General features: G+C 47.6%; 9 protein-coding genes and 1 pseudogene. 8 read left to right on the forward strand and 2 right to left on the reverse strand.

The window, feature by feature from the left end; genetic code table 11:
- Nucleotides 1–108: 108 nt before the first annotated feature.
- Together D7X94_RS16845 and D7X94_RS16850 are read left to right on the forward strand one after the other, a co-directional pair.
- A pseudogene (locus D7X94_RS16845) lies at nucleotides 109–3999 on the forward strand (SNF2-related protein); the annotation flags it as partial.
- A 187-nt stretch (nucleotides 4000–4186) separates the two neighbouring features.
- A complete protein-coding gene (locus tag D7X94_RS16850) occupies nucleotides 4187–4558 on the forward strand; it encodes a TnpV protein (protein ID WP_016213431.1) in 372 nt (123 codons plus the stop codon).
- A 52-nt stretch (nucleotides 4559–4610) separates the two neighbouring features.
- Here D7X94_RS16850 and D7X94_RS16855 read toward each other — a convergent pair whose 3' ends face one another.
- Nucleotides 4611–6014: an aminotransferase-like domain-containing protein gene (locus D7X94_RS16855; protein WP_016213430.1), complete on the reverse strand. Its 1404-nt coding sequence runs from the start codon at nucleotides 6012–6014 to the stop codon at nucleotides 4611–4613.
- A gap of 156 nt (nucleotides 6015–6170) precedes the next feature.
- On the opposite strand from D7X94_RS16855, the gene D7X94_RS16860 reads away from it, so the two are divergent.
- From D7X94_RS16860 to D7X94_RS16885, 6 genes are all read left to right on the forward strand, one after another.
- A complete protein-coding gene (locus D7X94_RS16860) occupies nucleotides 6171–7496 on the forward strand; it encodes an MATE family efflux transporter (protein ID WP_120391730.1) in 1326 nt (441 codons plus the stop codon).
- A gap of 586 nt (nucleotides 7497–8082) precedes the next feature.
- Nucleotides 8083–8508, forward strand: coding sequence for an RNA polymerase sigma factor (locus D7X94_RS16865; RefSeq protein WP_016213427.1), 426 nt, complete (start codon nucleotides 8083–8085; stop codon nucleotides 8506–8508).
- 633 nt (nucleotides 8509–9141) lie between these two features.
- A complete protein-coding gene (locus D7X94_RS16870; protein ID WP_120407581.1) occupies nucleotides 9142–9498 on the forward strand; it encodes a plasmid mobilization protein in 357 nt (118 codons plus the stop codon).
- 112 nt (nucleotides 9499–9610) lie between these two features.
- On the forward strand, nucleotides 9611–10864 hold the full coding sequence (locus tag D7X94_RS16875; RefSeq protein ID WP_330558251.1) for a relaxase/mobilization nuclease domain-containing protein: 1254 nt from the start codon (nucleotides 9611–9613) through the stop codon (nucleotides 10862–10864).
- Nucleotides 10865–11178: 314 nt separating this feature from the next.
- Complete coding sequence (locus tag D7X94_RS16880; RefSeq protein WP_120428919.1) at nucleotides 11179–12783, forward strand: recombinase family protein; 1605 nt, start codon at nucleotides 11179–11181, stop codon at nucleotides 12781–12783.
- Nucleotides 12784–12860: 77 nt separating this feature from the next.
- Nucleotides 12861–13175, forward strand: coding sequence for a TnpV protein (locus D7X94_RS16885; protein ID WP_120428921.1), 315 nt, complete (start codon nucleotides 12861–12863; stop codon nucleotides 13173–13175).
- Here the strand turns inward: D7X94_RS16885 and D7X94_RS18875 are convergent.
- Nucleotides 13117–13418, reverse strand: a 302-nt coding sequence (locus D7X94_RS18875; RefSeq protein ID WP_207667185.1) for a hypothetical protein, incomplete at its 5' end; no start/stop codon positions are given. The two genes, D7X94_RS16885 and D7X94_RS18875, sit on opposite strands and share 59 nt — an antisense overlap.

Raw genomic sequence — 13418 nt, forward strand, 5'->3', positions numbered from 1 at the left:
AAACTCTTTCCCACACCACTGGCATTTGTGCTCTGTTCCCATTCCTTATATCCTCCGTTTTTCTTCATCCCCCCTTCATTATACCGCCTTCTTCTTTTCTTGCGTAGGTTCGTATCTATTTTTCGCTTACTGACGGACAGCGAGTACAAATCGGCGCGGGCATCCACCCTCAATGCCCATTACTCCAGCCCTCTGGTTATCAAGGCCATCTATGAGACCATCGGGAACATGGGCTTTGAAAAGGGGAACGTTCTGGAGCCGTCCTGCGGCGTGGGCAACTTTTTCGGCCTGCTGCCGGAGAGCATGGCCGCGTCCAAGCTGTACGGCGTGGAGCTGGACAGCATCACCGGGCGCATCGCCCAGCAGCTCTATCCCAAGGCCCGTATCACGGTGCGCGGCTACGAAAAAACCGACTTCCCGGACAGCTTTTTTGACCTTGCTATCGGCAACGTGCCGTTTGGTAATTATCCCGTGGTGGACCAGCGTTATGACCGGGAACGGTTTCTGATTCACGATTATTTCTTTGCCAAAACGATTGATAAGGTCCGGGCAGGCGGCGTGATCGCGTTCATTACCTCCAACGGCATCAGCGGCGGCACGATGGACAAAAAGGACGATCGGGCGCGGCGGTACATGGCGCGGCGGTGCGATCTGCTGGGCGCGGTCCGTCTGCCGGACGGCGTTTTCCAGGCCAATGCCGGGACAGATACCTCCATGTCCATCATGTTCCTGCAAAAGCGGGAGATTCCCCTGCGTGAAAATGAGCCTTTGCCGGAATGGGTGGAGGCGGAGGTCATTGAACGCCACACCTATGTCGGGCAGGACGGCGAGGAACGCCCCGGCTTCGTGAGTATGAACCGCTATTTCCAGACCCACCCCGAAATGGTGCTGGGCGATTTGGAGATTACCTCCGGCCCCTATGGTCCGCAGTTGGCGTGTAAGCCTCGGAAAGACCAGGACTTTGCCCAGCAGCTTCGCGCCGCCCTGTCCCACATCCACGGTGAAATCAAGCGGGTGGAGCTGTCCGAACTGGATGAGGAAATCGAAACGGATTCCCTGATTCCAGCGGACCCAGGTATCGAACGATATTCCTTCGGCATTATTGACGGAGAGGTGTACTATCGGGAAACCTCCATGATGGCAAAGCCTGATTTGAGCGCCACAGCCACGGCCCGCGTCAAGGGCATGGTGGAGCTGCGGGACTGTGTGCATCGGCTGATAAACCTTCAGATGGAGGACGCCGATGAAAACTCCGTCCAAAAGGAGCGGCAGACCCTCAACAGCCTGTATGACGCTTTCTCTAAAAAGTACGGCCTTATCAACAATCGGGAGAACGCGCTGGCCTTTTCCGCTGACAGCTCCTATTTTCTGCTCTGCTCGTTGGAGATGCTGGACAATGACGGGCGGCTGGAGCGCAAAGCGGATATGTTCACCAAGCGGACCATCAAGCCCCACAGGGCGGTCACTCATGTGGACACCGCCAGTGAAGCCCTGGCCGTCTCTATCGGGGAAAAGGCCAGGGTGGATATGCCCTACATGGCCCAGCTCTCCGGGAAAACAGAGGCAGAATTGGAAACGGAGCTGTCCGGCGTGATCTTCCGGGATGTCCAATGTGAAGGGGACCCCAGCCGGAAGGACTGGACCGCTGCTGCTCTTGACAGCTTTCCCCTCGTTGCCGCCGATGAATACCTTTCCGGGAACGTGCGGCAGAAGCTGCGAGCCGCCAAAGCGATGTATGACGCCCTGCCCGATGGGGAGAAGTACCGGCTGCGCCCCAATGTGGAGGCGCTGGAGACCGCCCAGCCCAAGGACCTGACCGCCTCGGAGATCGACCTTCGCCTGGGGGCTACCTGGCTGGATAAGCGGTATGTCCAGCAGTTTATGTATGAGCTGTTCAAAACGCCGCCGGTCCAAAAGGGAAAAATCCATGTGAATTTCTCGGAATATACCGGGGAATGGAACATCACCGGCAAAAATACTGTAACCGGCTATGATGTTGCCGCCAACACCACCTATGGCACGGACCGGCTCAACGCCTATCACATCCTGGAGGACACTTTGAACCTCCGCGATGTGCGAATCTATGATACCATCAAGGACCCGGACGGCAAGGAACGCCGCGTTCTGAACCATAACGCCACCACCCTGGCCCAGCAGAAACAGCAGGCCATCAAGGACGCTTTTCGGGACTGGATATGGAAAGACCCCCAGCGGCGGCAGACCTTGGAGAAGCAGTACAATGAGCTGTTCAACTCCATCCGGCCCCGCGAGTATGATGGACGGCATATCGTGTTCGGCGGCATCAACCCGGAGATCACCCTGCGGGAGCATCAGCTCAACGCCATCGCCCATGTGCTGTACGGCGGAAACACGCTGCTGGCCCATGAAGTCGGCGCGGGCAAAACCTTTGAAATGGTCGCGGCGGCGATGGAGAGCAAACGCCTGGGGCTGTGCCAGAAATCTCTGTTCGCCGTTCCCAACCACCTGATCGAACAGTGGGCCAGCGAGTTCCTGCGGCTGTACCCCACCGCCAACATCCTCGTTGCATCCAAAAAGGATTTTGAGGGCAGGAACCGTAAGAAGTTCTGTTCCCGTATCGCCACCGGGAATTATGACGCGATCATCATGGGCCACTCCCAGTTTGAACGTCTCCCCGTCTCCTATGAGCGGCGGGAGCAGTTGCTCCAGGACCAGATTCTGGAGATTGAACAGGGCATTGAGGAATTGGAGGACAGCGGCGCGGAACGATTCAGCGTCAAGCAGTTGGAGCGCACAAAGCGTTCCCTGGAGGCCCGTCTGGAAAAGCTCAACAACACCGGCAGAAAGGACAGCTCCGTCACCTTTGAGCAGCTTGGAGTGGACCGTCTCTTTGTAGACGAGGCACATTCCTATAAAAATTTGTTCCTTTACACAAAAATGCGCAATGTTGCGGGACTTTCCACCACCGATGCGCAGAAGTCCAGCGATATGCTGCTGAAATGCCGCTATCTGGACGAGATTACCGGCGGGCGCGGCGTGGTATTCGCCACCGGCACCCCGGTCAGCAATTCCATGACGGAATTATTCACCATGCAGCGGTATTTGCAGCAGGACCTTCTGGACAAAGGCTTTACCGACAGCCGGGGAAAGCATTACAGCCTGAACCACTTCGATAGCTGGGCCTCCATCTTTGGGGAGACAGTAACAAAGGTGGAACTGGCCCCGGAGGGCAAATACCGTCCACGGACACGCTTTGCCCGATTCTACAATCTGCCGGAGTTGATGGCCATGTTCCGGGAGACCGCCGACATCAAGACCGCCGATCAGCTCCATCTCCCCGTGCCGGAGGTAGAATATCATACGGAAAAGGCCCTGGCCTCGGAGGAACAGAAGCAGTTGGTCCAGGAGCTGTCTGACCGCGCCGCCGCCGTTCACGCAGGACAGGTGAACCCCAAAATTGACAATATGCTTGCAATCACCAATGACGCACGGAAACTCGGCCTCGATCAGCGGCTGATTAACCCGCTTTTCCCCGACAATCCTGCCAGTAAGGTCAATATGTGCGTGGAAAACGTGTTCCGCATTTGGGAGGACGGGCAGGCGGACAAGCTGACCCAGCTCATTTTCTGCGACCTGTCCACCCCGAAAGCCGCTGCCGCCGCCACGAGAGACAGGACCGCTATGGCGGCGGGAAACAAGGTAGCGGGCGGGACGGAGCTGCACGCCCTGGGCAATCTGCTGGAGGACATCAAGCCGGACGCGCCCTTTTCCGTCTATGAGGACATCCGCAGTAAACTCGTTGCTATGGGCATCCCGGAGCGGGAGATCGCTTTCATCCACGATGCCAACACCGATGCCAAGAAGAAGGAATTGTTTGCAAAGGTCCGCTCCGGGCGGGTACGGGTACTCATGGGCAGCACTTTCAAAATGGGCGCTGGCATGAACGTGCAGGACCGGCTGATTGCCTTGCACGACCTGGACTGCCCCTGGAGGCCGGGAGATGTAGGACGGATTTTGCGGACATTCAAAATAAAAAGAATGTGGAGGTAACAGACAATGGCAAAGACGATTTTTGAGGAACTGGGCGGCAGATACGAGCGGCAAGGGGATTACTTAACTTAAAGATAGTATATACATACAGCCTGCTGACACATTGCTTGCAGATGCCCCGCAGAAACCAAACCATACAGAAAAGGAGTTTTTGCATATGAAGTCAATATTTGAACAGTTAGGCGGCACATATCACGAAGAAAATGGGTATCTTATTCCAGATTTAATATTACCCAACGAAGAAGAACAGCCGATAGGCACATGGGGACAGCGGCATCAGGATTATCTGAAACAGTACCACAAGGTTACATACACCAATCTTCTCACAAGTGGCAGACTGAACTCCTATCTAGCCGTCATTGACAGGCAGGCGCAGGAACGCTTTGAAAGGCTTATAGAGAGCATGAAACAGGCACAGGACATAACGGAACGGCTAAAGGAAGAAAATGCCATAGAGTGGACAGGCAAAATAAATAATATAAGGGCTTGTGCGAGGGAAATTGTGAACGGAGAAATTATTTTTATATAATCAGAATTGGCGGCAGGGAATATAATTCTTTGCCGCCTTTCAAATGGAGTAACTATATTATGAAATTAGCTTGTGAAATATATTGCTGATTCTTATCCAGCAAATGTTTTAGGGTTTTCAGTCCTGTTTCCAATTGTTGTAAGGAATCAGGGGAACAGGTTGCAATTCTTATAGCTGTGGATTCAGCTTTGCCAACGGTAAAACGGTCAGAACAGAAGATATGAATGCCATTGTCTGTTGCCTGCATTTCCAACTGATAACCGTTATAATGGGCAGGCAGGGGCAGCCATTGGAAGAAGCTGTATTCATTCGGGCAGATGCTGTCTGGAAAGTATTTTTTATATATCCTGTTCCGTTCTTTTGCCTGTCTTTTTTTCTGCCCTATGATTCTGCCTGCATTGCCGCTTGCAATTAATTCGCTTATAATTTCTGCGTTAAGCAGCGGTATTTTCAAATTTACATTATTAGCCGTTTCAAGAAAGGTTTGTCTTAAGCAATCAGGGATAACCATATATGCGCATCTTAAGCCTGCTGAAAGTGATTTTGACAGGCTGTGCAGGTAAATGGTATTATCTGGTATCAATGTCTGAATCGGTTCTCCTGTATCATTTGCAATAAATCCATAAGCGTCATCTTCCATTAAAATCAGATGGTATTGCTGTATGAGGCTGGCAATTTTCCTTTTTCGTTCCATTGACATGACAGTTCCTGTCGGATTATTGCAGGACGGCATTAGGAAGATTCCTTTTATATCCATTATCCTGCACTGCTTTTCCACTAGGTCGGGTATCATTCCATCCTCATCTGCGGCTACTGATATCAACTGGACATTTAACTGTCTGGCTAAGCCGATAAAATTGGAATAAGTGTAAGAATCAGTTAGGATTTTATCTCCAGAGTGGAAAAGAGCCAAAAATACAATCGTCAGGGCATTTTGAGTTCCTGCCGTCAGCATGATGTTTTCAGGCTCTGTTTCTATATGGAAAGATTTCAGCCATTTTATGGCGGTCTGTTTGTGCTTGTAAGATTCCGATATGCTGTCAAATTCAAAAAGATACTGGGAAGTATTGCGTTGTATGGTTTTTTGCGCAATATCAGCGACAATCTTATTATACTGGTAAAAAGGTCTGATTATGCCCAGTTCTACGCACCCGTTATTTGCCTTATGTAAAAAAGGGATGGCGGCATTTGGGGATACAAATGTGCCTTGCCCTATATTGGCATAGATTAGCCCCTTATTTTCACAAATCTTGAATGCACGGGTTATTGTGCTTAGGTTCAAATCAAGAAAGTCTGCTAATTCCCTTTGGGGCGGCAGTTTTGTATTTCCAGCCAGTTTGCCGCTTTGGATATCCTGTTCCAAAAGTTCCGCAATAGATATATAAATTGGTGATTTTAATTTTTCTTTATCGGGTATCCATGGCATTGGGTAATTTTCAAAAGAATTAACTGGCAAGCTTTTTCCCTCCCTGCTCAAAATTGTCTTACATACAATATTAGCATTGAAAACATACAAAGTCAAGAATATAATCTATATTGTATGTATTGTGTGCAAACAATACCATGCAACAAAAAGGAATAAATTTTATTTTAGTAGGAAAGAGGTTACGAAATGAAGGATTTAACGAGAGAACATGAGTTAAAGACAATATTTTTATTTTCACTGCCAATTTTGGTCGGCAATCTATTCCAGCAACTATATAATCTTGCGGATACGGTTATTGTAGGTAATTTTTTGGGGAAAGAATGTCTGGCGGCGGTAGGGTTCAGTTTTCAGATACACTATCTGCTGATTGCCCTTTCTATGGGCATTTCAATGGGGGCAAGCATATTGGTTTCACGATATTTTGGCAGTAAGGACATGGAATCTGCGAAAAAAGTTATGGATACGGGATTTGCTTTCTGCTTTTGCCTCAGTTTGATAATTGCTGCTTTGGGCATATGTTTTTCCTATCAGATTCTGCTTGTCTTCCGAGTGCCGTCCGCTTTGCTTGAAGCGGCTGACATATATCTTAAAATTATGTTTATCGGCGTTATCCCCACGTTTGCATATAACGCGCTTACAAATATTCTTCGCGGGATGGGGGATTCAAAAACACCTACATATATTCTGATAGTGGCAGCGCTTCTGAATATTGTGCTTGATATATTGTTCATTAAGGCATTCGGAATGGGTGTGGCAGGGGCGGCATTTGCGACTGTGTTATCGCAGCTTTTGTCATTTATCGTTTGTATGGTATATATGAAAATACATTATCGCAGCTTGTTTATTAATGTATTGCATTTACAGTTTGACAAGGCAGAATTAAAAAAGAGCTTGAAGATAGGTACGCCCGCCATGATACAGCAAGTATTTGTGAGTGTGGGATTTATGTCATTGCAGTTTCTGATTAATGGGTTTGGCACGGATTGCATGGCGGCATATACTGCCGCATCTAAGGTAGATGCTTTTGCAGAAATGCCCGCCTTGAACTTAGGGCAGGCTATGACTAATTTTACTGCCCAGAATTTAGGGGCAAAAAGGAAAGACAGGGTATTGAAAGGCGGGAAATACGCATTGGTTATGGGGATTGCAGTATCAGCGTGTATTTCTGTTGTCATTGTATTGTTTCCGTCTGTATTTATATCAATATTCAATAGGGATACGTCTGTTTTAGATATTGGCAACAGCTATCTGAAGATTGTGCCTGCTTTTTATATTATCTTTGCAGCCATGCAGGTATTAAACGGATTGCTTTTGGGGTATGGAAAATCATTTGTGCCGATGATTGCTTCCATATGTTCCCTGTGCTGTCTTCAAGTGCCTGTCGCTATTATTTTGTCTGGCACAAAGCTTGGTTATAATGGAATTTGGATAGCCGCTCCAATCGGCTGGTTTGGAGGGCTATTAATCCGCGCAATTTATTTTTATCATGTCAGCAAAAAAGAAAAACAATAAAAATATACATAAAGAATTTTACCAAACTTGAATCAATGGATAAAAAATTAATGTGGCAATTTAAGCAACAGCTATCTGCAAAAAAACAAATTTGTGTTGAGGATAAAAAGAAGATGGATAGCTATTGCTTATTGCCTGCATTTCATTCATAGCATGGATGTTCACCATATAAAAAAACGGCGTGTGGTGGGCGGTATTGCTATGCCCTAAAAAACTTAACAGACACTCTCCAGACCTGTTTTTGAAGTTTGGAGGGTTTTTTATGTTCTTTTTTCGGGCGGTAATCTATCTGCTCATGCAACACAGAATTTATCCGTACATAGCATATCGGGGAATAGCAGGAAGCCAGTTAAAAAAATCCCTGCCCATGCAACGCTACTTCTTGCCATGCAACCAGAAGTATAATCTCCACTTAACAGAATATGTATCTCCTATAACCGTAGAGGTCACCGAGCCTTTGCGGTTTTTCTTTTGTCGTTTTTTATCGGAATGTGCCGCAGGGCTGTTTCTGCTGTTGGCTGCCGTTCGCCTCCTATCCAATCTGGTTTTTAGCATTTTCAAAAATTTCAGATTGGAGGAAAAAAGAATGGCATACAACAACGGACGGGAGAACAGGAAATGGCTTATCTGGAAAGAAGCCGAGGAAAAAATATTACGGGAGCATGGAGTTGATGAAACCACCATTGAACAAATCCGCACAGACGACAGGGCAGACTTCAATTCCAACAGGCGGTTTTACCATTGGACAAGCGACTTTGGCGAATACCTTGAGGGAATGGCAGACAGGGAGCGGAATGCCGAGGTAAAGACCGTTGCTGATTTACTGGATGAGATTGAGGACGAAACTCTGTATCGGGCATTGCTTACGGTGGACAGGCGTACCCTGCAAATCATCCTGCTGAAAATGCAGGGCTATTCCACAAAGGAAATTGCACCGCTTGTTGGATTGACAACAGGGGCTATTTATGCACGATTAGACCATCTGCGGAAAAAGTTGCGGAAGATTTTATAACCAACTAATAAAGACAGCTTTTTGACGGGCTATTGGGTGGGGGATAAAATTCCCCCGCCAAATTATAAAATTGATGTATAAAATTCCTGTCCACAGGGAATACTAAAAAGTTTGCCCAAAATCTTGACATGGGTACAGCCGCTATGATATTCTGAAATACCCGTGAGGGAATTGGAAGATTGAAAATGAAATAGCACATAGATGGAAGAACGGAATGTCAGCCAATGGACAAGGCTGACCGCTGCCGAATTTATGCTGCCCTTTTCGGCTGGTGTATGGCAGCATGGTTTTGAATTTCAAAGCCGTTACATAGCATTGCGAATCCGAGCAGGAGAAAACACTCCTGTCATTCGTGGTGCGGTGTGGCGGCTTTTTCATTTATCCAAAAGTCAAGAGAAATCAAATCCAGAACGGAGGTGCAGGGACATAGGATTTTCTTTTCGGAGGGTAAGACAGGCGTTAAGAATACCGCTGCACAGGAAAAATGCTCTGTGGCATTGTCCACAGAGATAGCGAGCATCGGATTGTGTCAGCCACAATCCCAATCCATGCCGCTTGCAGGCATGGACTAACTCAGGGGACAGCCCCTGAATACCCCGAAGAAAGGAATTTAAGACTGGAGGATTAAGGAAAATGAGCAAAGAAAAATCAGAAAAGGGCGTGCGGAATGTCCCGATTACCGTCCGATTGAACGAGGGAGAACATGAAAAATTAAAGCAGTGCGCCGCCGCTTGCGGTCTGTCCGCTGCCGAATTTATGCGCCAGTTATGCAAGGGAAACGCCCCGCAGCCGAAGCCAAAAACCGAGTTTTGGGAACTGTTAAACAAGCTCTATGAAGTGCATGACGCTTTCAAAAAGTGTGTCCCATACTATCCAACCGCCACTGAAATCTGTAAGGAGATTGAGGATTTTATCTTAGAACTGCAACAGAAAACAACTCTCCCACAACGGTTCAGCATAGAAGAATTGACAGAACAGGGGGCGGTCTGATATGGCGGTAACGAGCCTATGGCATGTCAAAGGGAGCATAAAAGACGTGATTGACTATATAGAAAACCCAGAAAAGACCGTGCCGAATCAAGAAATGCAGGACTTTTTCGACGTGTTCTCCTATGTGAAGAATCCGTCAAAAACAAATGAGGGCGAGTATGTTTCCGCTGTCAATTGTCTGAAAGAAACAGCATTACATCAGATGATTTTGACAAAGAAACAGTACCAAAAGACAGGCGGATATATCACATGGCACGGCTACCAGAGCTTCAAACCAGACGAGGTAACGTCCGAACAGTGCCATGAAATCGGGTTGAAACTGGCAAGGGATATGTGGGGCGACAAATACCAGATAATCGTTGCCACCCACCTTGACAAAGGACATCTCCACAACCATTTTTGTTTCAACTCCGTTTCTTATCTGGATGGGTGCAAATACAATTACTCAAAATCCGAGCAGAAAAGGTTGAGGGAGGTGTCCGACCGCTTATGCCGAGAATACGGTTTATCGGTGATTGAAAACTCCAAGAAAGCCCCGTCAAGACCGCTTTATCTGGACGAAAAAAGCGGAAAGCCGACACGGTACAACGTCTATCGGGAGGATTTAAGGGAGGCAATCAATGGGAGCAGGGATTTACAGCACATGATGAAATACCTTACCGACAAAGGCTATGAGGTTGATTTTTCGGGCAGACATTGGAAAATGAAGCTGCCGCAGTACAAGCATTTCACGAGGTTAGACACGCTTGACGAACGCTTGACACCCGATTTCATACGGTCATGTTTAGGCGGGATTTCACGATATGGAAACTATAAAGCAAGGATTTCCTACTCCCCGCATATGCCAGAGCAGTATAAAAACGCATGGAAACCGCATCAGAAAACCACGGGAATCTTAGCGTTGTATTACTACTGGCGCTATCAGTTGGGGATATTCCCCAAAGGCACGGACTACAAGCCGACAAGCCCGCTGATGAAAGAAGAATTGCGGAAGTTAGATGAAATCACCGCACAGGTAAGGTATATGTCAAAGCAGGGCATCTCCACCCTCTCCGACTTACACGCCGACAGGGAGAAAAACCAGAGTGAAATGAATAAACTTATCGACTACCGCCAGCACTTGCGGAACAAGGTACGCCGTGCTTTACCAGCCGAAAAAGAAACACTCCGAGCCGAAAAACAGGACGTGACAGAGCGGATAACGGAGCTTAGGAAGCGGCTGAAATATGCAGACGGGATTGAAAAACGCTCTGCCCACATTGACAACTGCTTAGACCAAATCCACGATACGATTGAAAACCAGCGGTTAAACCAACAGAAACAGCCAGTTAAAACAGACCGCAGGAGGGAGGAATCATTACGGTAAAACAGCTATTTGACAGAATAATTAAGTCAGGAATCCAGCCAAAAGAGAAAGGAATCCCAACAGGGTATTTCATAGAAAAGGATGGGCAGACTTCTTTTGTCTGCGGCAAAAACATTGTCCATCTTACAGAGCATTTCAGCGGGAAAAAACAGACCGTGGAAACGCTTGCGGAGAATGTCATGCGGTACGAGATGAAAAAACCATAAGAAGAATATTGTTGCAATGATGGAAAAACGGCCTGCCCCATGCTATAATAGATTCATGCAAGCAGTGTATTGTGGCGGGCTGTTTCCAAAGACAGGAGGTTAAAACAAGTGAAACAGCAGCAATACAATACAGCGTTATATATGCGTTTAAGCCGTGATGACGAGCTGGAAGGGGAAAGCGCAAGCATTTCCACGCAGAAACAAATACTCAGGGATTACGCAAATGAACAGGGATTTTTAGTCGTTAACGAGTATGTGGACGATGGATTTTCGGGTACAAATTTTGAAAGACCAAGCTTCAAACGCATGATTGAGGACATAGAGGACGGGAAAATCAACTGCGTTGTCACAAAGGATTTGTCAAGGCTTGGCAGGAACTATATCCTCACGGGGCAGTACACGGAGCTTTATTTTCCGAGCAAGGGCGTAAGGTACATCGCAATCCATGACGGCGTTGACACGATAAGGGAGGACAACGACATCGCCCCATTCAAGAATATCGTCAACGAATGGCAGGCAAAGGAAACGAGCCGCAAGGTAAAAAATGCGATGAAAGCCAAGTTTAAAAATGGGGAATACATCGCCCCAGTCACGCCTTTAGGGTATAAGCTGCATCCGACGGAAAAGAACAGGCTCATTATTGATGAGGAAACGAAGTGGATTGTGGAGCGTATTTTTGAGCTTGCGGCACATGGGTATGGGGCAAAGAAAATCTGCCACGCCCTCGCCAAAGATAAAGTGCCAGTCCCAACATGGTGGCTTTATAAACGGAACGGGTATAAGGCGTCCATGTTTGAGGGGAAGCCTGAAGAAGTAAAATACCGCTGGTGCATACAGACCGTCAGCAATATCCTCGCCAACCAGATATACCTTGGGCATACCGTCCATTACAAGCTGACAAAGATGTCCTATAAATCCAAAAAGAATATCAAGCATAGCGAGGATGAGTGGTTCGTGGTGGAAAATACGCATGAGCCGATTGTCACGCAGGATTTGTGGGATTTGGTGCAGACGCATGTAAATTCAAGGCGACGGAGCCGTAAAGACGATGAGCCGCAGATATTCGCAGGGCTTATAAGGTGCGGGGAATGCGGATGGACGCTCGGCTCGGCAAACACAAAGGACAAGGGGCGTTTTTACCGCTGTACCCAGTATGCGGCGTATGGCAGGAACTTCTGCACGCTCCATTACACGCCTTACAAGATTTTGTATGCGTTTGTTCTCGGAAGGTTACAATACTGGCTGATGGCGGTAAAAGAGAATGAGGACGCCATTCTGGAACGGCTGCTGCAAGGCAGCGAGAAACAGCGGCAGTCCGAGAATGCCCGTGCCGAAAAAGAGCTGAAAAAGGCACAGAAACGCAGGCAGGAGCTGAACAGCCTTTTTGCGAAGATGTACGAGGACAGGGTAAAAGGGCTTCTTGACGAAGAAAATTATTCCATGCTCTCCGTCAAATACCGCACGGAGCAGCAACAGCTTGATGAAACGGTCAAGACCATCTCTGCAAGGCTTGAAGAAACGAAAGAGGAAACGGACGATGCAAAACGCTGGATTGACTTAATCCAGAAATACAGTGCCATTGACGAGCTTACCGCCCCGCTCTTGAATGAACTGATTGAGAAAATCGTAGTCCACCAGTCATGGAAAGACGGGAACGGTAGGACAGTGAGGGACATTGAGATTTACTATCGTTTTGTAGGAAAAATTGATTAAATAGGCATGGGGAATGTGCCGATTATGGCACTTCCCCGAAACACTGTCTTTAACTCATGTAAAGCGGAGATTACTTAATACCGTGCTTAAATGTACCCGCCGAAGAAGAACAGCCGATAGGCACATGGGGACAGTGGCATCTGGATTATCTGAAGCAGTACCGCAGGGTTACATACACCAATCTTCTCACAAGCGGCAAACTCAACGCTTACCTTGCCGACATTGACAGGCAGGCGCAGGAACGCTTTGAACAGCTCATAGAGGGCATGAAACAGGCACAGGGCATAACGGAACGCCTAAAGGAAGAAAATGCCTTAGAATGGGTACAACGCCTTAATAACGTAAGGGCTTGTGCGAGGGAGATTGTTGAGAAAGAAATAATTTACGCATAATAAATTGGCGGCGGAGTAAGGCTCTGTCGCTTTTCTTGTCGGAAGATAAAAATTCATGTTTTATGAATTGATACAGTTCGTTTAAACGGCTATGGTAGATACAGTACAATTTGAGGAGGACAGAAATGTTTGAGTATGTGACTGTCAGCGCCAGTGATAAAATGTAAAAAAGCGCCGAGGAAAAAATGTAGTTTTGTGGCGGAGGTGAAGGGAAAAAGATAGACTCCCAATCAGGGCGAGAAA

This window comes from Acutalibacter sp. 1XD8-33, from assembly GCF_003612555.1.
Taxonomy (GTDB): domain Bacteria; phylum Bacillota; class Clostridia; order Oscillospirales; family Acutalibacteraceae; genus Acutalibacter.